Below are 24,160 nucleotides of genomic sequence, written 5' to 3' on the forward strand. Positions count from 1 at the left end.
AGCGAATGAATGGGTGGAGACTGGCCCGGGCGATCCTTATCTGGGGCGCCCTTGGTGTGGCCATCGGCGTGCCGATCGCGCTCGCAGCAACAAGCGAGCAGCTCGCATGGCGTGGCCCGGTCTACATCCTCGCCGGCTTCGCAGGCATCGTCGCACTCGGCCTCGTGCTGATTCAGCCTCTCCTGATCGGCGGATATCTGCCGGGATTTTTGGGCTATCGCGGACGGCGTGCCCACCACTGGATCGGCGGCGCGCTTGTCCTGGCGATATTGATCCATGTCGCCGGCCTCTGGATCACCAGTCCGCCCGACATGATAGACGCGCTGACCTACGCATCGCCGACGCCGTTCTCACCCTTCGGCGTCACCGCCATGTGGGCCATCTTCGCCGTTGCGCTGCTGGCCTCACTGCGCCGGCGATTGGGCCTGCGGCCGCGCACCTGGCGCTTCGTTCATATGCCGCTGGCGATCGTCATCGTCGCGGGAAGCGTAGCCCATTGTCTGCTGATCGAGGGCACGATGGAGACGATCTCGAAGGCCGCACTGTGCGCGCTCGTCCTCGCGGCAACCGTGAAGGCCATGGTCGATCTGCAGGTGTGGCGAAAGCGAAGGGCGCTCCGCGGCGAGAGTGTCGCGCGGCAGTAGTGCGTAGGATGGGTAGAGCGAAGCGAAACCCATCGTGCTTGTCTGCGCGGAAGCATGATGGGTTTCGCAAGTGCTCTACCCATCCTACGAGTTTCTTGCTGGCCGCATCATTCTAACCCGTCGTCGTCGGAGCCGATATGCACTCTGCTTGCCGCAGATGGCGACGGAGCGTATTCTCCCGCCATGGTTGTCAGTGCCCCCGACCTGAAAGCGTTCCTGCTCGCGACGCCGTTCTTCGGTGGTCTTTCGGACTCCAGTCTCGACCTCATGATCTCGATGCTGGTCGAGCGCCGCTTCGATGCCGGCGCAACCGTCGTGGCGGAAGGCGAGCCGGGGCGTTCGATGTTCATCGTCAGATCCGGCCGGCTCGCGGTGAGCAAACGGGCGCATGCGGGCAGCGTCGTCCCGATTTCCGTTCTGCAGCCCGGCGATTTCTTCGGCGAGATGACGCTGATCGAAATGCAGAACCGCTCCGCCACCGTGGTCGCCGAGAGCCCGACGGTGCTGTACGAGCTGACCGCCCAAAATCTCTACGCCTGCTACAAGGCCGACATCCACGCCTATGTGATCGTCCTGCAGAACATCAATCGCGAGCTTTGCCGGCGCCTGCGCCGCGCTGACGATCGGTTTGCCGGACACCATGTGGGGGAAGACAATTGATAGTGCGTAGGATGGGTAGAGCGCAGCGAAACCCATCATGTCGCAGCACCGAACAAGACTCGATGGGTTTCGCTTCGCTCTACCCATCCTACGAGTCCGCACGCTGATGCGGCTACAGCAACGCCAATGAGTGCAGCGAGTTTCTATGAAGGCCGAAGGCAACCAGGCCGGAGAGAAGCAGTGCAGTTCCAGTCACGATCAGGCAACACGCAATCACTATTGGAGCCTCTGGTTCGTCATCCACTGCAAAGACGATAATAGATAAAATTTTACCGACAATCGAAAGGAAGAATTAACCTTACTCGCGCGGCGCGGTGTGTAGGATGGGTAGAGCGCAGCGAAACCCATCACGTCTCGGCACCGCGTGATGCCTCGATGGGTTTCGCTTCGCTCTACCCATCCTACGAGCTGGTCGGGAACCCGGCATCGGGTCTTTCGACGGGTCGACGGTCTTGTGCTCACCGGGCACGCCAATCTGCCTGTCGGGCAAAACACCCCAACCCCCGTCAATCCTCCCTCGCAAAAATATTCCACTTTACCGAAATTCGGAATTGCGGCATTCTCTGCGCCATCCCGGCCCGCGGAGAGGGGCGATCGTACGTCGTGTCGAACGAGGGCTGGGGTGCGGTGGACGCGGCTGCGCCGGGCATGGGCGGCGGGACCAGGGCGAGATGAACCTCGTGAGGTCCTTGCCTCCTTGCGGAACGGACGGCGCCAACGCTCTCGCGAAGCCCTTCGGGGCAGAGCAGGGCGAAGCTGCGTACGGCGAAAGCGCGTGGTCCTGACCGTCGTTGCTACGGTCAAGCCTTGCGGAGATGTTCTGGGGCCCAACCGGGCCTGAAGGCATCGTCAATTCGCGAGGTGACGGAGGCCAGAAGGAACTCGGCTCCGGGGAGAGCGCGTATAAGCCGTCAGACCACCGCGCAGGGAAGGCCGGGTGTTTTCCGGCCCACCTGTTTTCCGCCTGCGCATTTGCGTGTGCAAATTCCTGACGCAGCGGACCATGGGTGCCAGCCGGCACCTGGCCTTCCCTGCGCCCTCTTCAAGGAAGAGGGCGAAAGAGCAGAGCAAAACTCGGGCGTTTCAGGCCGCGAGAACGCTGATCTGTGCGTGACCTAAGAAAATGGTGCTGCCAGACAGGATTGAACTGTCGACCTCTCCATTACCAAAAGTGTGCTTAGTTTACGCGTGAACCCGCCTGAACCCGATCAAGCCCGAAAGTGCTGGTTAATCAGAGGCTTCAATGCGACACTAGCCCGACGCAACCCGCATGAGCCCGCAAATTGGTGCTTCCGGGGTGCTTCCGGTCGATAGGGGCGAATAAAAATGCAGAACCGCGTGAATCTCACTGAGGAACGCATCAAGGCGCTGAAGCCAGAGGATGGCCGCGAGGTCGTTCTTTGGGATTCGGAGGTGCGCGGGTTCGGCGTCCGCTGTTGGCCGTCGGGTCGCAAGCTTTTCATCCTGCTTTACCGCGCTGGCGGCGGCGGGCGGAAAGCGCCGCAGCGGCGAATGACCCTTGGCGAGGTTGGCTCGGTGCGGCTGGCTGATGCGAGGACGGCCGCGCGCAAGTTCGCCGGCCAGATTGCCGGCGGTCTAGACCCCCAAAGCCAGCGCAAGGAAGCCTTGCGCCGTGATGCGGCGCGCTTGGATCGGGCCATCGATGCATACGAAGAGCATCTCAAGGGCCGGCACGTCGTCAACACGGTGCACATCGTCTCTCTTCTCCGGCGGGAGCTGCTTGGACCACTGGGAAAGGTTGACGTGCAAACGATAGACCGGCAGTCGGTTGCGAACCAGGTCGCCAAGCTCGAGGAGCGAAAGAAGCCTGGAGCCGCGCAGGATCTGCGGTCTAAGGCCGCGACGTTCCTTAATTGGTGCGTAAACCGTGGCTTGCTTCACGCAAACCCCTTGGCCGGCTGGCGCCGCGATCGCAAGACACGCGCTCAATTCACTTCCCGGACGGGAAGGGCGATCCCGGAAACAGAGCTCAAGCTGATTTGGCGCGGGTGCAGTGCGGTTTCCGCGCCCTACGGTGATTATGTGCGGATACTTTTGCTGCTAGGCCAGCGGCGGAAGGAAACGGCCTTGATGAAGCGATCCGACGTCGACTTCACGAAAGGTGTTTGGACCATTCCAGGGCCGCAAACAAAGAATGGCCGGGAGCATCGCGTTCCACTGCCGCCCTTCGCACTAGCGATTTTGCAGCGTCAGAAGAAATGGGCGAAGAGCGACTACGTATTTGCGGGCGCCGGTGGCAAGCGCATGACTGGGTGGTCCAAGCGCCAACCCGATCTTGTGAAGAAGTGCGCCGTGAAATTCCATCTCCACGACTGCCGCCGCACATTCCGTTCGGGGCTTTCCGCCGCGGGCGTGGAAGAGGAGGTCGCGGAGATGATGCTCAACCACACGCGAGAAGAGCTACTGGAAACGTACGACCGTGAACCCCGGTGGAAAGAGCGTATCGAAGCGGCGGAACGGTGGGCTAAATACGTCGCACGCGTCGTCGACGACTCTGGGGTGATTGAGCTTGCCGCGACGGCATAGCGAACGTGAGTTTTCGTTCCTCGAAGTCCCCTTGCATTTCGCGCTTTGTCTGATTTGTCGATTTTAGCGAGTTGCCACAAACCACGCGTGAGTCGCATATTTGCCGCCATATCCCACGCTTTTTGTAGGAAATGGCGACCATGGATGATGCTCCTGAGCAATTAGCAAAGACCAAAAGCCTCACGCTCGGCGAAGCGGCGAGGCTCGGCAAAGAGACTCTGTTGGACGAGAAAGAAGCGGCTTCCGCTTTGCGACGCAGTAAGCGCACTCTTGAACGTTGGCGCTCGTTAGGGCTAGGGCCCAAAGTTACGAAAATCGGGGGGCGCCGCGTCGCGTACACCGTGGGATCGATTCTCGAATTCGCTGGAATAGCCGCTTAGCCGGCGCCATGCCTGTAGATCTTCAATTCTCACATTCGAGCCGCGGCCTTCGCCCCGCCGCGCGCAAATGCTCCTGGGCAGCCAATAATGGGAGATCGGCCCCCGAAAACAACAAGCCCCGTCCTCATCGCCGCAAACGATTGAGGACAGGGCTCGAAGAAGGAATTTGTTTTGCGTATCGAAAACAATACCACGCCCCGCGTGGATTTTCCAGAGCCACAGCGTGTGTGTTCGGATCCTGAAGGCAATATCCGTGCGCCCTGGCGCGAACTATCTTCCTATCGATCTCTTCAATATTTCATCCCGCTCAACGGCGGAATAGACCCGTCGCGGGGCGAAGCCCGCTTCTACATTGCGCCTGGTGAAACGTTCTCTCGAAATGCAAGGCGGAGCTTCGAGCGACTTCGGGCTAGTCTTCCCAAAGCCGATGAATTCCCAGCTCGTATCGAGCTCGAATTCTCGTCGCCAGCTGGCGCGCCGCTATCGCAGCCTAGGGCATATAGAACGCTAGCTGTCGACTGGGCGCTATCGGTTTGCGACACAGTGCTCGTCTGCATCGACCGCTACCCGGGAAGCTTGGAAGGCGAAGCTCACCGTGTGCTCGCCCCGATGCAAGTCGTCTTCCGCAGTCGCGAGGAGGATGTAGCAGCCTGGCGCGAGTATCTCGAGCCAAGGATGAAGCCCCGACATCGATTTTATATCGTCCATCTCGTCACGGGGCGCGCTTGATGAAGATGGGCGACGTGTTGAGCAACCGCAATGCCAGCAATGGCGCACTTAAAAGCAACACAGATGAGGCAATTCGCTTTCTGCAAGCCCTCGACTCGGTAGGTCGACATAATCTCTGGGCTAAGGATCCCGAGACTAGCAAGAGTGAGGGGCGGACTTTCGGGCCGAACTCCTGGGACGCCATCCAGCGATGGATCGACGCGCGCCAAGGGCGCATGAATATCTATTTCAGCGTGAATGAGCCCAAGCCGGGCGCGCCCGATGACAAGCTTGGCAAAGAGGAAATCGGCCAGGCTCGTGCCTATCATTGCGATATCGATCCGGAGAAGGCCGAACAGCAAGATCCGCTCAATTTGAGCCGTCTGAAGGCCGCTCTTGAGGTCAAGATCAAGGCCGTTCAAAAAGATCCCCGAGCGCCCTGGATAGGCGCGATCATCGATTCTGGCGGGGGATTCAATCTGCTGTACCCCCTTGATCAGAAAATACCCATCGCTTCATCTGAAGACGTCTACGCGATCGAAGCTCAGAACCGTGGCCTCGTTGCCAAATTTGGTGGGGACCCCGGCACGTTCAATATAGACCGTGTGCTCCGCCTTCCCGGCACGATCAATTTGCCAGACTCCATCAAGCGCAAGAGAGGCCGGCAGGCTGCTGTCTCTAGGCTTGTAGATCTCTACATGGATGAGCCGACGACTCCTGCGGAGATGGAGGTCTGGGCCCCTCCAATTGCACCTGAACAAAGGCCGGACACATCCAAATCGAAGCTCGACATTGACATGGAGGCGATCCGGGCCTGCGCAATTTTCGACGACTTGCCTTCCGATCTACGAACTAAGTTCGAAGTTGCGTGCAAGGCAAACAACGCTTTGCTCCAGCTATGGGAGGGCGATCGCCGTGCGGGCCCCGGCGAGGACGACTCGGGCTCAGGCTATTCCTGGGCATTCGGCGCTCTTCTCAAGAAGGCCGGAGGCTTTTCGCCTACGGATTTCGGCCAACTACTTCGCGTGTGGGATTTCAGCTCTGCCGATAAGAGCAAAATCAATCGCCGATATGTCGAGCGAGCCTGGCTAAACAGTCCCGACCCGAAGCCTTCGGCAGGAAGCGAGTTTCATCCGCTTGCGGCTCGTTGGATCACCCGGTTCGAAGCTTCTGATTTGCCGCGGCGCGTATATGTTTTTGGTCCCTTCGCGGCTAAGCGATACGTCTCCGTTTTGGTCGCGCCTGCCGGTGTAGGAAAAACGACCTTTCTGCTGATGATGGCCGTTGCTGTCGTGACGGGGCGCAGTGATATCGCGGGATTCGACGTTCCCCGTCGCGAGCGTGTTTTCCTGTACAATCAGGAGGATGAACTCGACGAGCTTAAACGCCGCTTGTTGGCTGTTATGGCTCAATTCGACGTGTCGTGGTCCGATCTACTCATCGACGGCCAGCCCGGGCTTGTGATGGAATCTGGCGCGGAGCAAGCGCGTATTTTCGCTCGCAAGGACGGTGACCGAGTTGTGGGCACCAAGGACGCAGTCGGCATTGAAGCGTTCATAAAGGACAACGATATCGGACTCGCGATTTTCGACCCCTTCGTTGAAATGCATGCTGTAGACGAGAACAACAACGTTGAAATTGCCGCTGTCGGTCGTGTCTTCCGGCGTATGGCTGTAACCGCACCATGCAGCGTTGTTCTCGCTCACCACCCCCGCAAGCCACCGAATGCCGCCAATCGAGAGTCCTACGCCGGCGACATGGATGCGACCCGAGGTGCCGGCGCGCTCACGGGCGTCACCCGTATGGGCGCCACTCTCTACGGCGTCGATTCCGCAACCGCAAAGAAGTTCGGCATCTCTGAAGCCGAAAAGCACCGCTACATTCGCTTCGACGACGGAAAGGCCAACATGTCGCTGTTGTCTGGCGAACCACGCTTCTTCCGCCGAGAAGGCGTCGTGATCGGCGGCCCTGGTGGCGAAGAGGTTGGCGTTCTTGTCCCGGTGAAGCTCAGTCGAGTCAAAAGCGCTACGCAGTCGGGCGCGGACGAAAATGCCAACATCCGCGAGGCGGTAGCCAGTCTACTTAGAAGAGCAGACGGTCGCAGGATGACGGTAAAGTCCGTTGCCGACGAACTGATCGACACAGGCTTCGCCGAGCTCGTCTCGCCGGAAGCGCTCCGAAAGCGGTTGGCTCGGATGTTCGAGCAGCCGCAGACCTTTGAAAATGGCGACAAAGTCCGGAGTGAAAATGCCCGCGAGAAGGGCAAACAGGGCCGCGCGATGCATCTCATCATCGATATTGGGGACACCACGACATGACCGTCCGCGAACTGTCTCCGAAAGAAAGAATAGTGAGAATTCTCAACAACATGCCAAACATTGCGGACATCAGGACACGCGTTATTGCGGACATCGATGTCCGCGAACCTCAGAATCTTCAATCCTCCCAGAACGTTGGCGTTATTGCGGACACCAGGACAATTCCACCCCTTCGGGGGGATGCGTTGTCCGCAATCCCCCAGCGGGCAGAGATGTGCGCGGCGCTTCGCGCCGCACCGGGAAGGTTTTCACTTGCGCTTATTGAGGAGCGCCGCCCGCGCTTCGGGAGGATCTCTTGAACCGCTTCACCCCTGGCCGCAGCTTCAAGTCTCGAGGCCGGCAGTATCGGATCCTCGGCACCAAGGATCATTGGTGCCGAGACGGCCGCTACCTTGAACTCATCCGCTATCAGTCGATCTGTGCGGAGCCGGGCTGCAAGCGCATCTTCACGGCCTTGAGCACCAAGACTCGGGTTCGCCGGGGCCAACTCAACAAGCGCTGCGAGCTCCACCATGCCCCGGGGGTGCCAATCCCGGTTAAGAAGGTTAGGAAGCGCCTGAGGGCGCGGCCGAAGGTGCGTACGAGGAAGCCAACAGCGGCGGCATGCCAGGCGTCTCGCCGAGAGCGCGCGCTCAAGAGGGCCATCCTCGTCATGCAACGCGTCCAGCGCCCCTCGTATCTCGATTGAGCGGCCTTCTGAAGGGCGTCCTCTGCGAACGCAGGCGCGCGTGAACCCATCGATAGAGCCGTGCGGTGAGCACTCCACTGGTTGCAGTTGGCGGGCGGTCCTGCATGCTCCAGCGACGCGGAGGAGGGGCACATGAAGAAGAGGATCGCGATCGCTTGCGCCATGCTCAGCATGGTGACCGGCGCCTGGAACGGCCCGGCGGATGCAAACGAGAAGCTCGGCCTGGTCGTAAGACGGCTCGCGGATGCCTGTGTAGGAACCATCATCTCGGCTGGCGCCCTCGAGAAGGTCGTCAGGTCGAGCATGACCGCAACGGTCGTTTGCAGCTGTGCTGCGGAAATCGAAGTCGCGCGCGGAAACTTCCCGAAAGAAAGCTTCGATGCTTGGGCAGTGCAACCGCAATTCAAAGAGACGCTAGTGCGCTGCGCTGGAGCTCAATGAAATGTGACGTTCGACGCGACACCGGTTCGCAGTACCCCGCATCCGCGAACGCCTCAGGGCAAAGCATCCTCCAGCGTCAAAGTAATCCGAACAAATCGCGCAAATCGATAAAACGAAGAACCAAATATGGCCTCTGATACCTCAGCCGCCGTGATCTCGCTCCGTCAAGCTCCCAAGAAAGCCATGACCGGCGCGGAGCGGGCCAAGGCCTATCGGGATCGAAAGCGGAAAGCTAAGGCGCCGCCGGCCGAAGCGCGTCCAGAGCTCTCTGCTTCTCCGATGCCCACTAAACCGCCCCCGCCCGTCGTGCCATCTAGCGCCCCTCCGCCAAGCCCTGAAGCCGTCACGCCGCTGCCCGCCGTAACGCACGACAGCGCGGCGACCGTCACGCCTGCGCCCGTGACGCCAAGCACCCCTCCATCCGTCACGCCGTCACGGCCTTCCATCGCTTCCATGATCCTGCTTGTGGCGGCTCTCGCGCTCGCCGGCGTCGGCATTGCGATCAACGGGTGGTTCGCCCGATCGCTCGGCTCAAGCGACATCGCTGGATGGCTCTTCCTGGCCCTGGGCGTGGCCGCCGATCTCATCGCGCTTGGGATGCCGTCCTGTGCCGCCAATCTCTGGCAAAGAAGCCGCACCGGCACCGCTCTCCTTGGGTGGGCACTCTGGCTGGTGACGTTCGTCTTCACCGTCACGGCTGGCATTGGCTTTGCGTCGACCAACGTCAGCGACGTCACGCTGGCGCGGGCGTCACGGGTCACGCCGGCCGTGACGGCCGCTCAAGCTGCGCTTTCGGACGCAATGGCTGCTCGAGATCGCGAGTGCAAGGGCGGGGTGGGGAGGTTTTGCCGTGAGCGTGAGGCGGGAGTCGTGGAGCGCCGGCAAGTCCTGGATAGCGCGGTCGCGGCTGTTAAGCAGGTCGCGGATCCTCAAACGGAAGCTGCCATTAAGCTGGTCGCGTGGGCATCCTTTGGATCGCTCAGCCCGGCGCCGGAGGATTTTGCTATGCTTCGGCTGATTTTGCTCGCCTTGCTCCCGCAAGTTGGCGGTCTCTTGATGTTGGTCGCACGCCGCTCACTGGCATCGAACTGATCGGTCGCTGCGGCCGAGCGGCCGGAGCCGAAAGCGGCGTGCGAGCATCCGGGCCTCTGCTTTGCGACGAGCGGAAGGCTGCGTCAGGAGGTTCTCGCGGAGGACCCGGCTAGGAACGCACAAAGCGGCACTGCACAGATTGCAGAGGCTTGACTGATCAGCACGATCGCCAGAATGGTCCGAGTGAAAATCATGGTGACCTCCGCTGAGCGGCGGCTCGTGGCCGCCGCAGCCGCAGGGGCGCGCCGCCTGGCCGCGGCGGATCATCATCCTCATCGTCGAGCTGACGCAGCGCCGTGAGAATGTCGGCGAGCCTGACAGGGTGGCTCATGCCCGGGATCTCGCGCAGCGCCGGGCAGGAGTCGACCGCGAACATGTCGGACGCCCAAGACGACAAGATGATCCGCTTCTCCGGCGCGGAGAGTTCGTTGTCGTTCAGAACATCCTCCGGAGACGCATAGTGCGCGGCCGGATGGAAGAATGGATTGAGATTGCCGGTGTTCGTGTTGGCGTTGGTCATCGGTTGCTCCCTTTACGCTCCTTTGCAGGGGAGTTCGGGCGGCGACGACCGCCGCCCGTGATAGTCTTTACTGCGTGTTGATCGCAATTCGCTTGACGCCCGCTCGCGGGTTCTCGGACTTCGGCAGCGAGATCGTCAGAACGCCGTTCTTGAACGTCGCCTCCGCCCTGTCCTCCTGGACGTCCTCGAGCGCGATCTGCCGCTGGAACGAGCCGTAGTGGCGCTCGGTGAAGTATCTGCCTTCGTCCTTGCACTCGCTCTTCTTCTCGCCGCGAATGGTCAGCACCCCGTTCGCGATTTCGATCTGGACGTCGTTCTCCGTCATGCCGGGAAGCTCGGCCGAGATGGTCAGCGCCTTGTCGGTCTCGCTGAGCTCGATCTTGGGCCAGCCGAATTGCCCTTCCATGAACGGCGACAGGCTCGTCCCGCCGAAGCCGCGGAAGACATCGTCGAAGAGCCGGTTCATTTCGCGATGCAGCGTCATGAACGGATCGTGGGGGCCGCGCGCCGGCGCAAGCTCCTGGTTTCTGGACCGGGGAATGAGATCACGAACTGCCATGGTTCTTCTCCTTCATTGCATAGGCCAGGGAGCGCGGCCACGCTTGCGCGCGCGCCGCGTTCCGCCGTCGAACCTCGATCAGGCGTCAGGCTGCCTTCTTCTGCTCGATCTGCGACGGAGAAGCGCCATTTCCGATCTGGATCCGGCGAGGTTTCATGGCTTCCGGCACCTCGCGGACGAGATCGATGATCAGCAGTCCGTCGCCAAAGGCCGCGCCCTTCACCTGGACGTAGTCGGCGAGGTTGAACACGCGCCGGAACGGACGCGCGGCGATGCCCTGGTACAGGTACTCGCCGGCCGCCTTCTCGGGCTTCCTGCCCTCGATGGTCAGCGCGTTCTGCTCGGCCGTCACGGCGATGTCGTCCGGGCCGAAACCGGCCACGGCGAGCGAGATCCGGTAGTGGTCTTCACCGGAGCGTTCGATGTTGTAGGGGGGATAGTGGTCTTCGCTTGCCTGGCGCAACGTGCTGTCGACGAGGTCGGCCAGGTGGTCGAAGCCGATGGTGGAGCGCCACAGGGGCGCGAAGTCGAAGGTGGTCCTCATATCCAAGTCCTCCAAAGAGCAAGATGGTTACGAAGGAGCGCAAGACGGTGGTCCGAAACCTCCCGGCCGGCGCCCGTGCCGAACCCATGAAGGCGCCCGGCACACCGCTCTCGCGGCGAAAAACGACTTAGAAAAACACAAGGGAGATTCAAGAGGCCGATCGAAGAATTTTTTGCGGGGCGAATCGGATGGTCGATTAACGATCCGGCCGCAGGCTTCCGCCGATCGCACGAGACATCTTGACAGCGTCTTCACGCTGGATATTTTTTGCGCCGGGAATGGAGAGTCCCAGTTTCTCAAATCGCAAAGGACATGAAAGACCGTCAGGAGTGGCGATGATGCTCGATGAAGATCTTGCCCTTATCCGTGCGCACCGCAACAATATCCACCGTTATCGGCGGCTCACCAGGACCAAGCTGTCGGACCTCGAACGCCAGTTCGTAGATCGGCGTATTTCCGAGGAGCAGGCGGCCCTCGAGGCGCTGGCCTCCAAAACTTTCCCTGTAGCCTTTACTCTGCCCAAGGGGCCGCTCGCGCCAGCAAGCGTGAGGGCGCCGTCATGAGCGACGTCCAGGCCCTGCTGATCCGCGGCAGCGAGAAGGTCATCGCGCATTACCGCCTGCTGTTGGAAAGGGCGACGACGGAGCGGGAACGCGAGCTCTACCTTGGCCGTATCGAGAGGGAGCAGCGGCTCATCGACCAGCTTCGCGGCGACTTTTCAAAGAGGATAGCGGCGTGACTTCCCCAGACGAGGAGGATCGATTTGCGGGCTTCGATATTGTTCTGAAGCGGCGCGGACGGGGGCGATGGAAGTGGACTGTCTGCGCCGCCGGAGGCGAAGCCGTGATGTTCGGCTCGGAGTGCACGCGCGAGGGGGCCCGATACAAGGCCGAGCGCGCTCTCTTTCTCCTGCTTTGCGCAAGCGCTTCGCGGGCTGCATCCGGGGGAGAGGGGCGAGCTGCGGGCTAGCAAAATCTGGAGATTGGGCGTCAGCGATCGTTGCACCCCTTCAAGATTCCCAGCTTCGTCGCTCACAGGGCAAGCACCAGAATTGCTGCAAAGCAGATCATTACCAAGATCAGCGCCTGAGTCATTCTCGGGAGCTGCTGGCGACGCATCGTTCGTTCTGTCTTGAGCTGAATGGATTTCGTTCTCGGCAAGTTTTTGTGACGCGGAGTGCTCGCCGGGCCGCTGTATTTGACGTACAGCTCGAGCAACCTCAATTGTGACTGCAGGTCGTTTCTGCCGTCACGATCTTGTTGGGACAGCACCTCAAACTCGAGAGTTTCTTCAGAGGTGAGTTGGCCCAGAACGATTCGCCCTTCGTCGGACAATCGATAGCGCAGTTCCATTTGAGTCATACGCGAGGGCAATCTTCGGACGAGGTCACGCCGGGCCGTGTCCTCGACAAGCTTCAGGCCGTCTTCCAGGACTTCGTGTCCTATCGGTCGTCTGCCATTGAGGAGAGCCGAGGCCACTCGATAGGCTTGCAGAAGAGGCCGCGGCGCTCGATCTCTTTAAATAGCCGTTCCGCGCGTTGTCGCGCGGCGACGCCCACCAAGTGCGTTCCTGCCGCCGCGTCAGCGTGAACCTGGTGGCGAATGAATTCATACATCCGTAGAATGAAATGGTCGGAGAGGCCGTCGAAATCTTCCATTGTGAGTCACATCTATCGCTAAAATAATGAGGTTATCAGCCACCAACTGGCCCAGCCCAGCGCGCCGATCCAGGCGATCATCGCAGCGCCGGCTGCGCCCAAGAAAACGATAGGAAGAAGGTAATCGCCAAGACGCCTGCGCTCGTCGAGTGCGCCGTTTTCCCCCGTCCGGTCGAGCATGTCGATCCCTGCTTTAGGCGGAAAAATATCGGTTGTCGTGCAGAGAGACAAATCATCTGCGCAATTAACCTCACCGGTCAACCTTAACGCCGCAACGGATGCGATAATCAAGCGACTAAGGATGATCGCAGCAGATGCTCGCAAGATCGACCGGCTTGGTCTTTCGCTTCGATTGGTATCCGTCCATCCCGCCGGCCATCCAGTACCCTTTGACCGAGCGCCTTTAGCGCCAGTCCTGGTGGCATCAACGATTGCTAAAGGGCCATCTCCAATGAGATCCGGGGCGGGTTTCAGTTTCGATACTGTTTCCGCACCCGGCGCAAAGAAAGACGTGACGTATTGTCAGACCATCGTTCACCAATTGAGAACGGGACCACTGCATGTTGCTCCCGCACCCAGCGCAAACTGGAGGTCCCGTTCCGCTGAAGTGGGTTTCCGAACTTGCCATTCCTTCCAGGCCTTCCGCGGCAGAGCTATAGTTCTTTGCGATCTGTTGTAATGTTGCGCGTCTAGACTCATTGCCGATCTGATCGGCCATCTGCAAAGCTTCGGCGGCCTTATCCCGAAAGCGCTTTGCGCTTTCTAAATCTGATAGGGCCTTCTGAGAAGGCGAACTTAACCACTCACTCGTGCGCGAACCGGGCTCGGCTTGCCGAGCTTTGCGCAGAAGTTCGCGCTCGGGGCCCCGCGGGAGAGACTTCGCCTCCTCGCGCAGTTGAACGGCTTCCTGGTCAAGCCGCTCCTCGAGGGGTTGAGTCTGTTTCACTCGACGCCGCTCTGTCATGGCGCTGCTCCTTTGAAGAGTTCGGCGGAGCGCAATGGCGTACTCAAACTGACTAACGCCTCGGGCCGCTCGATGATGGAGAGAATGTGCAGCTATCAAGCAGGCGAGGCCATCGGTATAATTTCGCTCCGCACACGGAACGATCCAGGAGTTACTCAAAAGCCCCCGATTTAGCGACTGTCGCCAAATTATTAGAAAGCTCACATGGAGCACTGTCGGCGTCCGCTAAAGGGCAGAAGCGGACGGCGCGCCGAACGTCGGGTCCGTCTTTGGCACATCACAGATCCTCCCGCAGGCCCCTGCGATCTAGGCAAGAAGCTTGGGTTCCGACCCTGATGCTCTTGTGCGCGTTACGCTTGGAGTAGGGCTGCGTCTTGCGGACCAGCGGCTTCGTTTGCCAGGGGTGCGGAAACCGCGGCGCTGAGGTGCGGCCCGACTTCGAACGGGGTGATTTGCGGCGCGGCGGGCGGGCAGATCTTTACTGCAAGACTTTCGGCATAACTAAGACGATCTCGACGTGCTTCTTCAGTACCATCGATGCAACAGCGGCGATGTGTAGAGAGAATTCATCCTCGATCTCTGCTGCTTTCGCTTCGTCCTCGACGAAGGCATAGAGCATGGTGTCGTAAATTTCGTCGAAGTGGATGCCGACGAACAGATGGTCAAAGACGTCAGCGCCGACGACGCCCGCCATGCGTGCCTGGATGGCCAGATCCTGAATAGTGGTGAGTTTCATGATGCTGGACAGATATGAATCGGCCGCTCCAAAGCAAGTGCGAATCGGTATTCGAAGAGCTCAGTGCGGCGCTCAAGGCCATCCAGGTCGCATTCGACCAGTACGCGGAGGCCGCATTAGACAACCGACGGTTATTCCTAAGTAAATCGCATAGCATCGGTTGAGTGGAGTTCACAGCTGTTCGATGAGCGTTCTCGTTGACGAGAAAAATACAACCAGAATAGCGCGATTGTGGTTGTATCGCGGAACGCCGGAGAGGCCCGAAGGTTGGAGACTAAGGTAGGTAAACTTCCCGCCGTCGGCTCCAACCGATGGCGAGTGTTTCTTATGAGTTGCGTGGCGTGGCGAGACGTACCGAGATGCCGGGGTTCATTAAACCCCAGCTTGCGACCCTGAAGGACAAAGCTCCCTCAGGTGTTCAGTGGATTCACGAGATCAAATACGACGGCTATACGTCATCACGATTGCCAGCCAGAAGTTGAGATAAATGAGTAAAATGCTCATGCGCGAACTATTCTCACGTTTCTAACTTTTGTTGTCGCTCCCGATGGGCTTTGGGACCTACGGTAAATCATCACCGCGCGGTCCATGGCTTTTATCGGTGATGAGAACGCCAATTGCGCTCCCGCCCCACTTCAACAGGGAGCAGCGCCATGAAGCATCGGCGTCGTTTCAAGCAGCAAACAACACTTCAGGATCGAGTCGCGGCTTGGGCTAAAGAGGTCCAGGAGCAGGCTGCAAAACTTCCGCCTGGTCCAGAGCGGGATGCACTTCTCAAGAAGCTTCGTCAGGTAGATGTCGCCTCCCATCTCGACGACTGGATGAGATCGCCGGGGCTTCAGCCGCCGATTTAGGAACGGCGTTTCCGCAATTAACGTTGGTGAACATGACCGACGTTAAATGCAAGATTTGCCAAGGTCTCGGCTGGGTGTGTGAAAATCATCCCGACAAAGCGTGGACCGAGGGGAGGGAGGTTGTCAATGCGGCGCCGGTATGCCCTGCGAGTGCAACAGGGCGAACGGTGAAGACTTACCCGACACTGAAGCCGTTATTATAGAAATTGAAATTGACCCCAAACGTCTGAACTAACTCTCTCGCACCACTTGGACGGACGTACTCGTGGGCCACCCAAGGCCTTCGGTTTTGACCGGAGCCTCAGCGTTATCGGCGTGTGGGGCCCTTCATTCAAGGGCCGCAAATCTGCCCTGTCAAAATCGTTCGAGAGTCGACGCTGTAGGATGGATCGCCCACAGCGCCGAGCCCGTTAGTGCATGTGGCCAATCAGATAAACGCCGCCACCCAGGACGATCACGGCCGGTACGGCCCAAAGCAAAAGTACGGGCATCGAAAATCCCTCGTTAGTTCGACGTGCAGACCTTGACGGTCTTCATGCCGGTTTCAGCTTCGGCGCGGGTCTTGTAGACCGTGTCGCCGCTGACCACCGTCGTTTCCGTGGTCGTCGGCTTCGATTCAGTGATAGTGCACTTCTTCGTCTTCACGTCCTGCACGACGTAGAACGATTGCGCAAACGCAGGCGCTGCCACTGACGTCAGCATGGCGACGGCGATCATCGTCTTGATATTCATTCGGTCCTCCTCCATCAGCCCATCCAGCGGGCTCGTTTCGAAAACCCAGAAAATTGCCACTTGTTCCCGATTGAATCGAACTTCCCAGTCGGCGCTGCGTTATCGCGTTGAACAAGAGGAGACTTCGATGCTGGATGTACGGTTGGTTGCGACTTGCGTAGCGATGTCCGTCGCCTTGATGTCGGTCGCGTTGGCCGAACCGACGAAGGATCAAGCTCCATCCAGTATTCAGAGCTCGACGGAAGCTCGTCCGATACGCGTCATCCTGCCGGCTCCCTGGGAGTCCGGCAATCCGCAGCCCGAAACGCGGCTCGCAAAGTGAGGAAGGAGCGGTAAGCGGTGCTCTTTGTGCCGAGCACCCCTGATCGCATTGCTTGGAGCGGGCTGATGGATAGAAGTTCAATCTATGACGAGCTGGGTCGCGTTGAACGCGATGTGGTGCAGGGAGAGCGCCGGCTTGCAGAAGTGGAGCGGCAGATTGTTGACCTGAAGCGCGAAGGTCAGGACACGACAAGGGCTGAATTGGAGTTGGAGACGCTGCGTGAAAATCAGCGCCTGCGCGATCAGGATCGGCAGCGGCTCCTTTCGATGCTACAGCCGTGATGAGAGCGACCCACTGCGGTAGCAGCGAGCCGCTGTTCAGGTGTAGATCGATGCGACTTACTTCTTCTCGGGCACCCAGGTGGTGCTCTCCCTGTCATATTTGAAGCCCGGTGCGTTCTTAAGCGTGTCCTTTGTCTCGTTTATGGTGAGCCACCATTTGTCGTTCTTCTTGGTGGTCTTCACCGCGCTGAAGGGCACGATGATACGCTTTTCGCCAGCATCCAGGAATCCGCCGACACTGAGCACGAGGCCTGTGATCTTGCCGGATTTATCGATGAGCACGTCGTCGATGTCACCGATCTTGCTCTCCTTGGGGTCATAGACGGCTTGCGTGTAGTAGTTGGTCACCGTCCAGCTTTCCGATGGCGCCATGGTCTTTGCGGCATGAGCGGCAGTGGCGGCTGCAATCGCGAGTGCACTCGCCATAACGAGCTTCTTCATCTTGGTGTACTCCTCAACCAGTTGGTTGCGACGCAAAGAGGAAACAACGGCAAAGGTTCCTGGGCTCGTCCGCTAAGGCGGTTTGTGGAACAAATGATTCACAGCAGTTCCATATCGACGCCCCCAACGTCCCCCCGCTGGATCAGCGGTTTCGCGCCTCCGAGACCTGCAGCAACCTTGGGGATCCTTAGGCGTTCCGGAGGGATGAACCATAGGAACTATACTTTGGTCTGGCCGCTCTTATTGGCGCCTTCGCCCTGTTTTTGATCTGGCTGTCAGAGCATTCGAGGGAAGCAGCATTTCAGCGGCTTGAGCGTTACGAGTTACCGCACTCTCCTGGAAAATAGTGTTGGCTTCCAGCAAAGGCGTTGGGTCACCGGCTCATTCATTCGGTCAGCCATGTGCGGAGCCAATTCCTGTCTGATTGCTGACCCCTTCGAAAATTGCGATTGGGACGACGAACGTTGGGAAACGTTGCGCGTTTAGCGAGATGGGGCAGTGCACGGGAGAAGAAACATGCGAACCGTAACCCTCGCGATGATTGTAGTTGCCGGAAGCGCAATTGCATTCCAAGCAACGGCGCAACAGCAAAGCGCCGCGCCCAGTGAGCAAACCAAGGACGAGATGCACACTGACGTAGACAAAGGGCTCAAGACGAGCGAGCCCAACGAGCAGATGCAGCGCGACGCAGATAAAGGGGCCAAGACACGCAATTCAGGCGCGTCCGGATACGTTGCCGACCAAGACAGGCCGGGCGCCTCTGCGCATCCCCCGGGCCAACCGGGGAGTGAACAGACGACCGGTTCTGGCAGCCAGGCCGGCCCTTCGAAACAAAGCCGGTAGTAATTGCTTGGCCCGGCCTGGCGCTCACCCTTGCGCAACCGGGGGAGTGACGACAGCCGCATTACTGCAACTAGCAGCGGTTTTCATGGGAAGCGACGAAGTGGATTCTAAGTTGGGGATCCATTCCTCCGAAGTCGCATCCCAATGATGGGTGTCGTCGAAATGCTTCCAGAGCGGACGCCTTTGCTTCTTTTCGCCGTTCTGCAGGTTTGCTCGTGCGACGACAACGAGCGACACGGCCCTCACTACCCATCCGCGAGCACTATGGGAGTTCCATTTGATTGCTGAGAGCATTGGAAGCCTCCGTCACAGTAAGAACTTTTCGTCACATTTTGCACGCATCGATCGGTGGCTCTTGACGAAGGTTCATGGCGAGGGATCCCTAGTCGGCTCGAAGAACTGGTCCACCTTCCATTGCAAAGGAGCAGATCGATCCCGACAACCTGTTGGCGCGCGAGGGAGCTTCGTTTTGCTCGGCGCGGCAGCTGCAATTGTCATTTCCGGCGCAAGATGGAATGGGCCAGGAATAGAAGCAGCAATGCCCGTAACGATGGGCTCTCCCAGCGATGTTGCTCCAATCGTGATTGTCACCAAAGATGTGACCGCGATAAGCACATGGGTCACAATGCGCTTTGAAAAATGCCTCGTCATGAGTCGAGCCCTCATAACCGAACTGGGACAGTGACAACCTTAGTTCAGGCACAAATGGCGTAGCAGCGATCCAGACCTGGCCTGGACCCAAGACGCGCTACATGCTAGCGGCTCGTGAGCTCGTTAGCGCTGGCGGAGAACTCTTGATCGCTCTCCGCTCGCTTACACATTCGAGCGGCGGAATTGTGCGATCGGCTGACTTTGCTGTCGGACCAAAAAGAGCAGGCCAAGCTATTGAGATCCAATGTAGCAGCCTTCTGTTTCGGCAAGACTTCGTCAAACAACTCAAGATCGCTCCTGCGCAGATAAAAATCCAACTACAGCGCGAAAAAGCGACCACTAGCTGCGAGCATGGTTGGATGCAACTCGGACCGAGATGTCATGCAAAGGTTGGCGCCTGATAGCGAGCCCGCTCGATTGAAATTTGGCACGTAAAATTTTCGGTGCGAACTCACACAATTTGACTTGGCTCAATGCGCACCACGCCGAATTGCGGATTGTTCCACGCGAAAGCGGACAGCCGCGCTGTTGTTACAGCCTAGCGCCTCCCAATTGCCGCGCCGGGCTTGCTACTCAGTGCGCTTTCGATCGCTCGCGTGCGCCTCTGGCCCGGGAGCTCTGATGTCGGTCGATGCGGATAACCTTCAATCAACTGTGCGCTACGCCCTTTTGACGACGCGCGCTACCACCGTTTGTCCATTTCATCCGGATGTGATCATCCGCGTCGGCGACGATGGCGCCGAGACTCATGCTTATTATCGCGCCCGGAACATCATCAAAAGCGATGGCACTTGCTGGGACCATGACGATCTGATGGAAGAGATTGCAAGCCAACTTGTGCAAGCGGCCGACGGCGAGTGTCCCCGGTGTAGACAGCACCTCCGTCATCCTAACTGAAGCGCCCTGGTGTTTCGACGAACTCAGATCGGAGCCATCACGGCGCCGGCCGCGGCGCTGAACGCCACGACGACGAGAGGAGGGGCCCGCCAGGCGACCAGCAAGACGAAGCCTACCAGCGCGATTGCAAAATTCTTCCCCGTATTGACGGTCGTAGTCTAGACCGGGTCGTAAAGCGCAGCGCCTAGGACGCCAACCACAGCGGCATTGACGCCCCGCATCATCGCCTGGGGGCCGGCGCGCTTACGGAACGAGTCCCAGAGTTTCTGGGAATGGCACCCGACGTACTACGTGTGGTGGCCCCGGCGATCGTGCGGGAACGCCAAGGCACGGGCCTTTAATCTTCGCGCGAGATTCCATCATCCTCTGGAAGATGGGCGTGCACGTAATAGACCAGCCACAACCCCGCAAGAACCAGCGCTGCGATTCCGAAGGCAAAGTATAACCACATCGTTTATGTCTCTAAGCGAGGGCGCTTTGGTTTTCGCGGGGCTGTCTCTTTTTGCGCCAAGTATTGAACAAGCGATAAGAGAGCGCGCCGCGTACCCTTCGCTTTAATTCCCTTGAATGCCTCAACCAGGCGAAGGATCTCTGAATCTTTCACAGACAACGCGGCACCAAATCACTGAACGCAGATAGGATGCCAAAAATACAATTCATGCGTGAGCTCGCAACAGCGCTCCGACATTAACGTAATCAGACAAGGTTAAACGGCGGCTCTTTCCGTACAATTACGGTTCGCGGCAAGCGCACGTTTTCTGGCTCGGGCAGGGAGGCTGCTGGCCGCTCCGATCTCGATGCTCAAGCCTTCAGGACTACCATGCATGACAAGCCCGGACCAATTTTGATGCTCACAGATCCTCCCGCAGGCCCTTGAAGAACGGATGCCGCACCTTTCCCTCGGCGGACTTAGCGCGGTACTCGATCTCGGCAAGCAGCTTCGGCTGAACCCAGATGCCCTTGTGCGGGATGCGCTTGGTGTATGGTTGGGTCTTCCGCACCAACGGCTCAAGGCGGGCGCGGAGCTCGGCTGCTGATGTCTTGTCAAAGCCGTGGTCGACCTTGCCGGCATAGATCAGCTCATCGCCCCTGCGCCGACCTAGATACATGCCGTCCCATTTGCCTTCGTCGAGCGCGAAGCCGGCGATTGTGAGCGTCTCGCGCTGGGCGCAGGTCTTCTTGACCCAGTTGTTGCCGCGGCCGCTGGCATAGACGCTGTCGCGCACTTTCGACACCACGCCCTCGAGCCCGACCTTGCAGGCGTGCGCGAACATCTCGCGCCCGTCGATCTCGAAGCTTTCGCTAAATTGCACGTTGCTGCTGGCAATGATCTTCTTGAGGGCGGCTTTGCGCTCGAGCAGCGGGACTTTCCGCAGGTCGCGGCCGTCGAAGTACAGCAGATCGAATGCGACGAAGACGATCTTGCTCGAATTACCGCGCAGCTCCTTGATGAGTGCCGCATAGTCGGTGGTCCCGTCCGCAGCCGGTACCACGATCTCGCCGTCGATGATCGCCGAGCTCGCCTTGATGTGCCAGGCGTCCTCGGCAACTTTCTTGAAGCGCTTGGTCCAGTCGTGGCCGCGCCTGGTAAAGACAGTGATGGCTTCGTTGGCGAGATGCACCTGAACGCGATAGCCGTCGAACTTGATCTCATGGATCCAGCGCTCGCCCGATGGCACGCGATCGATCGACGATGCGAGGGCCGGCTCGATGAAACCAGGGACGGGCGCCTTCACGCCGAGCGCTTCCGTTTTTCGCCGTGCTGCCATGCTACACGAGCCGCAGGCAGAACTGCCGCAGATCCTGCGCAGCGTAGCGATCAACAAATTCCTGAAGATGGGACGGGACGTCGCTCAGTTGCAAATCGCAGCGGCGCTGGATTTCACGGGCGACATCCTCGGAAACGTCTTCGGACCGTCGCTCCGCTGTGTTGAAGGCAATCACCCGGATCGGCCTGCGATACTCGCCCGCGAGCAGATCCTGAATAACGCTTTCAAGGTCTGCCGTCTCCAGGTCGGCCTCGCGCCAAGCGCGTCCCGCCTTTCCAAAATCATCCGCGACCAGGTAGACCGTCGGCTCGTCGGCCGGGATGAGGGAGGGGGTCCATCGAGACTGACGCATACACGTACTCCACGCCACAGAACCGGGATTCAAACGGACATTTGCCGATTCGTTCCTGGGACTGGAACTGCCTGGGACGCCGGCGCTTTATAGCGACAGATCATCGGGTGGAGGCCACATGGCAGTCAACAAGCCGACCGGGGACAACGCACGGAAGGGTGCGGTCAAGAAGCGTTCGCAGACCAAATCAACACTAGGCGGTGCTTCGGCTTGGACCAAGCGCAACAAAGCGTCGGGCGAGTTCATGGGCGTCAAGAAGCCGGCAAAGGGCAAGAAGGCCGCCAAAAAGTTCAAGGGCGTGCGCGTGGAAAAGACAGGCGCGAAGAAGAGAAAGGCAAAGAAGGGGGCGTAGCGACCCGGTCGACCGTGACTTCAAAGAATGCGCCGCCCCAAGCACGCAGCTCCCGGTGCTCGCCGGTTGAGCGCACAGTCTCGCTGATGCGAAAGGTCATGAAGGAAACGTCAGGGAGGTGATGATAGACAACGTCACGGAAGCGGCTTGTCGCATAACGGGCCTTGTTCTCATCAAGGTGCTTGAGGATAGCATCTCGCCCGATGAGTACGAGTTCGGGCGAAACGCCATCGTGATAGCGCCAGACGAAATCCGGGCAGACAACTCTGTAAAGCGCGTCCATGTCGCGCTTGAACAATGCGCGGGCGAAATCCTCAAAGAGTATATCGCGCTCGGCAGGTACGAGGTTCATCTACGGCCGTTCGATTGGTGATTGCGCAGAAAGAATAAGCGGAAATATCACCCGTGGCGAGGCCGGATGTCGGTAGAGCCTAGCGGAAGCCCTTGAGCCCTAGCAAGTAGGCTTTTGGGTGTCGCGTTGAAAGTCCTTGATTTGGATCAAAGCCGCACTTCTCGACGGCTTCCATTCGTATGTATCCGCCGACGATCAAAGGAACTCACCGGAGGGGGCAGTGAAATCGCACGGGTTAATGTCCAGTGTCAGTCGCCGTGTTGTAGCATTAGGTCTGCCTGCAGTTGCCGCGCTCTCTTCCGTGGTAGCGCCTGTTGCAGCGCAACCGGCTTCGCAAAAACCCAATGTCGTTTTCATTCTGGCGGACAACGTCGGGTACGGTGATTTGGGTTGTTATGGTGGCGGAGAGTTACGTGGCGCACCGACGCCGCGTCTCGATCAACTGGCTCGTGAGGGAATGCGTCTCACCCAGTTTTTGGTTGAACCAGCCTGTACGCCCTCGCGGGCGGCTCTGATGACCGGCCAGTACTCAATCCGCAATGGCTTGTCCCTCATCGCCATCGAGGGATCGCCGAATACGCTTCCCGCGAGTGCCTTCACGATGGGCCAGTTGTTCAAGGGCGCAGGCTATGCCACGGCGATTTACGGCAAGTGGCATCTCGGTGGTGAACCGCAGAGCTTGCCGACCGCGCACGGCTTCGACGAGTTCTATGGCATCCCCCCGGATATTTCTTGGGACGCGGCAACCTACGTCAGCACGGTACAACTAACGCATTCAGTCGCGGCTACTCCGGCTGAGCTTCTGGCTCGTGGGCCGCAAATCGTTGAGGCGACCGCCGGGGGAGCACTGCGAACAGTAAAGCCATTTACGCCGGAAGTGCGCGCAAACATCGACTATGAATTGGTCGATAAGTCGATTGACTTCATGCGACGGCAGAAGGTGGATGGCAAGCCGTTCTTTGTCTATTTGCCGTTTTCGATGGGCCATGTGCCAAACTTGCCGTCAGCGCAATTTAAGGGCAGGTCCCGCATCGGCAATTACGGCGACAAGATCATGGAGGGGGATTATCACGTCGGCCAAATCCTCGACAGTCTGAGAGAACTTGGTCTTGACGACAACACCATTGTGGTCTTTGCGTCCGACAACGGGCCCTATGGTCAAACCGCGCGGGAGTTCGGCAATGACGGTACGCCCGACATGGGCAGTTCCGGTCCCTTCCGTGGTGAACTGGGTGAAGCCTCAGAAGGCGCAATACGGACGGCAGCAATCATCCGGTGGCCCGGAAACGTGCAGCCAAGCACCGCCTCATACGCAATGTTTTCGATCATGGATTTTATGCCGACTTTCGCCAACATAGTCGGTGCCACAATGCCGACTGATCGGCCTATCGACGGCGTAGACCAGATCGACGTGCTGCTTGGCAAAAGCGCGGCGGGACACCGCGAAAATCTCCTGAGCTTCATCGGCGCAGATCTGGTCGCCGCTCGATGGAAGCAATGGCGCATTTATTTCACCGACGTTCATCCTACCGGCGATGGCCCGCAGCGGCAGCCCGGAATTTTCTCAGCGAGCGCTCGCATGGCGGGCTATCCGAAGGTGTACAACATTGAAATGGACCCGCATGAGGACTTGATCGTCGGAGGGTTGTTCAGTTGGGTGTCAGACCCTGCGCTCAAGCAGGTCGATGAGTACCTGGAGACGGTCAAGAAATATCCCAATCCGCCTGCGCCTAACATTACGCAGTTCCATGGTGGCCGTGGTTAACTTGGGAAGCTGGGTCCATTTGTCCGTTGTTGGCCCTTCTCGGAAGTCCGACAACGACCGCTTTCGCGCCGCTATTGGGGACAAGCGGACA

Annotated in this window: 26 protein-coding genes; 14 read left to right on the top strand and 12 right to left on the bottom strand. The window is 59.1% G+C overall.

Annotation, left to right across the window (positions count from 1 at the left end; all coding sequences use genetic code 11):
• Positions 1 to 5 precede the first annotated feature (5 nt).
• The 6 genes from VGR99_RS02135 (at position 6) to VGR99_RS02160 (ending at position 9,478) form a co-directional block, all read left to right on the top strand.
• On the top strand, positions 6 to 644 hold the full coding sequence (locus VGR99_RS02135; RefSeq protein WP_326896651.1) for a ferric reductase-like transmembrane domain-containing protein: 639 nt from the start codon (positions 6 to 8) through the stop codon (positions 642 to 644).
• 183 nt (positions 645 to 827) lie between these two features.
• Positions 828 to 1,304 (top strand): cyclic nucleotide-binding domain-containing protein, encoded by a 477-nt coding sequence (locus VGR99_RS02140; protein ID WP_326896652.1) that lies wholly within the window; start codon positions 828 to 830, stop codon positions 1,302 to 1,304.
• Between the two features lie 1,326 nt (positions 1,305 to 2,630).
• Positions 2,631 to 3,851: a tyrosine-type recombinase/integrase gene (locus VGR99_RS02145; protein WP_326896653.1), complete on the top strand. Its 1,221-nt coding sequence runs from the start codon at positions 2,631 to 2,633 to the stop codon at positions 3,849 to 3,851.
• Positions 3,852 to 4,959: 1,108 nt separating this feature from the next.
• Positions 4,960 to 7,257: an AAA family ATPase gene (locus VGR99_RS02150; RefSeq protein WP_326896654.1), complete on the top strand. Its 2,298-nt coding sequence runs from the start codon at positions 4,960 to 4,962 to the stop codon at positions 7,255 to 7,257.
• Positions 7,258 to 8,077: 820 nt separating this feature from the next.
• A complete protein-coding gene (locus VGR99_RS02155) occupies positions 8,078 to 8,386 on the top strand; it encodes a hypothetical protein (protein WP_326896655.1) in 309 nt (102 codons plus the stop codon).
• Positions 8,387 to 8,839: 453 nt separating this feature from the next.
• Positions 8,840 to 9,478, top strand: coding sequence for a hypothetical protein (locus VGR99_RS02160; protein ID WP_326896656.1), 639 nt, complete (start codon positions 8,840 to 8,842; stop codon positions 9,476 to 9,478).
• A gap of 190 nt (positions 9,479 to 9,668) precedes the next feature.
• Here VGR99_RS02160 and VGR99_RS02165 read toward each other — a convergent pair whose 3' ends face one another.
• The 3 genes from VGR99_RS02165 to VGR99_RS02175 form a co-directional block, all read right to left on the bottom strand.
• Positions 9,669 to 9,998: a hypothetical protein gene (locus VGR99_RS02165; RefSeq protein WP_326896657.1), complete on the bottom strand. Its 330-nt coding sequence runs from the start codon at positions 9,996 to 9,998 to the stop codon at positions 9,669 to 9,671.
• Positions 9,999 to 10,065: 67 nt separating this feature from the next.
• Entirely contained in the window at positions 10,066 to 10,557 is a 492-nt protein-coding gene (locus tag VGR99_RS02170; RefSeq protein WP_326896658.1) for an Hsp20/alpha crystallin family protein, read from the bottom strand.
• 85 nt (positions 10,558 to 10,642) lie between these two features.
• Positions 10,643 to 11,101 (bottom strand): Hsp20 family protein, encoded by a 459-nt coding sequence (locus VGR99_RS02175; RefSeq protein ID WP_326896659.1) that lies wholly within the window; start codon positions 11,099 to 11,101, stop codon positions 10,643 to 10,645.
• 335 nt (positions 11,102 to 11,436) lie between these two features.
• On the opposite strand from VGR99_RS02175, the gene VGR99_RS02180 reads away from it, so the two are divergent.
• Positions 11,437 to 11,664: a hypothetical protein gene (locus tag VGR99_RS02180; protein WP_326896660.1), complete on the top strand. Its 228-nt coding sequence runs from the start codon at positions 11,437 to 11,439 to the stop codon at positions 11,662 to 11,664.
• Entirely contained in the window at positions 11,661 to 11,840 is a 180-nt protein-coding gene (locus tag VGR99_RS02185; RefSeq protein WP_326896661.1) for a hypothetical protein, read from the top strand. The genes VGR99_RS02180 and VGR99_RS02185 overlap by 4 nt, the downstream gene beginning before the upstream one ends.
• Positions 11,841 to 12,132: 292 nt before the next feature.
• Here the strand turns inward: VGR99_RS02185 and VGR99_RS02190 are convergent, their stop codons facing one another.
• The 4 genes from VGR99_RS02190 to VGR99_RS02205 all read right to left on the bottom strand — a co-directional run bounded on the left by VGR99_RS02190 (position 12,133) and on the right by VGR99_RS02205 (position 14,458).
• Entirely contained in the window at positions 12,133 to 12,453 is a 321-nt protein-coding gene (locus VGR99_RS02190; protein WP_326896662.1) for a hypothetical protein, read from the bottom strand.
• A gap of 89 nt (positions 12,454 to 12,542) precedes the next feature.
• Positions 12,543 to 12,758: a hypothetical protein gene (locus tag VGR99_RS02195; RefSeq protein WP_326896663.1), complete on the bottom strand. Its 216-nt coding sequence runs from the start codon at positions 12,756 to 12,758 to the stop codon at positions 12,543 to 12,545.
• Positions 12,759 to 12,776: 18 nt separating this feature from the next.
• Positions 12,777 to 13,019 (bottom strand): hypothetical protein, encoded by a 243-nt coding sequence (locus VGR99_RS02200; RefSeq protein ID WP_326896664.1) that lies wholly within the window; start codon positions 13,017 to 13,019, stop codon positions 12,777 to 12,779.
• 1,181 nt (positions 13,020 to 14,200) lie between these two features.
• Entirely contained in the window at positions 14,201 to 14,458 is a 258-nt protein-coding gene (locus VGR99_RS02205) for a hypothetical protein (protein ID WP_326896665.1), read from the bottom strand.
• A 653-nt stretch (positions 14,459 to 15,111) separates the two neighbouring features.
• Here VGR99_RS02205 and VGR99_RS02210 point away from each other — a divergent pair.
• Positions 15,112 to 15,312, top strand: a complete 201-nt coding sequence (locus VGR99_RS02210) for a hypothetical protein (protein WP_326896666.1) — start codon at positions 15,112 to 15,114, stop codon at positions 15,310 to 15,312.
• 504 nt (positions 15,313 to 15,816) lie between these two features.
• Here VGR99_RS02210 and VGR99_RS02215 read toward each other — a convergent pair.
• Positions 15,817 to 16,044, bottom strand: coding sequence for a hypothetical protein (locus VGR99_RS02215; protein WP_326896667.1), 228 nt, complete (start codon positions 16,042 to 16,044; stop codon positions 15,817 to 15,819).
• Positions 16,045 to 16,431: 387 nt separating this feature from the next.
• On the opposite strand from VGR99_RS02215, the gene VGR99_RS02220 reads away from it, so the two are divergent.
• Positions 16,432 to 16,647, top strand: a complete 216-nt coding sequence (locus VGR99_RS02220; protein ID WP_326896668.1) for a hypothetical protein — start codon at positions 16,432 to 16,434, stop codon at positions 16,645 to 16,647.
• Between the two features lie 57 nt (positions 16,648 to 16,704).
• Here VGR99_RS02220 and VGR99_RS02225 read toward each other — a convergent pair whose 3' ends face one another.
• Positions 16,705 to 17,088 carry a PRC-barrel domain-containing protein gene (locus tag VGR99_RS02225; protein ID WP_326896669.1) on the bottom strand — a complete coding sequence of 128 codons (384 nt, stop codon included), beginning with the start codon at positions 17,086 to 17,088 and terminating at the stop codon, positions 16,705 to 16,707.
• Positions 17,089 to 17,604: 516 nt separating this feature from the next.
• On the opposite strand from VGR99_RS02225, the gene VGR99_RS02230 reads away from it, so the two are divergent.
• A complete protein-coding gene (locus VGR99_RS02230) occupies positions 17,605 to 17,931 on the top strand; it encodes a hypothetical protein (protein WP_326896670.1) in 327 nt (108 codons plus the stop codon).
• Positions 17,932 to 19,203: 1,272 nt separating this feature from the next.
• Positions 19,204 to 19,479, top strand: a complete 276-nt coding sequence (locus VGR99_RS02235; RefSeq protein ID WP_326896671.1) for a hypothetical protein — start codon at positions 19,204 to 19,206, stop codon at positions 19,477 to 19,479.
• An 851-nt stretch (positions 19,480 to 20,330) separates the two neighbouring features.
• Here VGR99_RS02235 and ligD read toward each other — a convergent pair.
• Entirely contained in the window at positions 20,331 to 21,248 is a 918-nt protein-coding gene (gene ligD, locus VGR99_RS02240) for a non-homologous end-joining DNA ligase (RefSeq protein ID WP_326896672.1), read from the bottom strand.
• Position 21,249: 1 nt separating this feature from the next.
• On the bottom strand, positions 21,250 to 21,600 hold the full coding sequence (locus tag VGR99_RS02245) for a hypothetical protein (protein WP_326896673.1): 351 nt from the start codon (positions 21,598 to 21,600) through the stop codon (positions 21,250 to 21,252).
• 118 nt (positions 21,601 to 21,718) lie between these two features.
• On the opposite strand from VGR99_RS02245, the gene VGR99_RS02250 reads away from it, so the two are divergent.
• Entirely contained in the window at positions 21,719 to 21,952 is a 234-nt protein-coding gene (locus tag VGR99_RS02250; protein WP_326896674.1) for a hypothetical protein, read from the top strand.
• Here the strand turns inward: VGR99_RS02250 and VGR99_RS02255 are convergent.
• A complete protein-coding gene (locus VGR99_RS02255; protein WP_326896675.1) occupies positions 21,891 to 22,304 on the bottom strand; it encodes a nuclear transport factor 2 family protein in 414 nt (137 codons plus the stop codon). The two genes, VGR99_RS02250 and VGR99_RS02255, sit on opposite strands and share 62 nt — an antisense overlap.
• 136 nt (positions 22,305 to 22,440) lie before the next feature.
• Between VGR99_RS02255 and VGR99_RS02260 the strand changes: the two genes are divergently transcribed.
• The gene (locus VGR99_RS02260) at positions 22,441 to 24,069 is read left to right on the top strand and encodes an arylsulfatase (protein WP_326896676.1); all 1,629 of its coding nucleotides are present in this window, start codon (positions 22,441 to 22,443) and stop codon (positions 24,067 to 24,069) included.
• The last annotated feature ends 91 nt before the right edge of the window (positions 24,070 to 24,160 follow it).

The sequence above is a fragment of the Bradyrhizobium sp. genome (genome assembly GCF_035935975.1).
GTDB lineage: Bacteria > Pseudomonadota > Alphaproteobacteria > Rhizobiales > Xanthobacteraceae > Bradyrhizobium.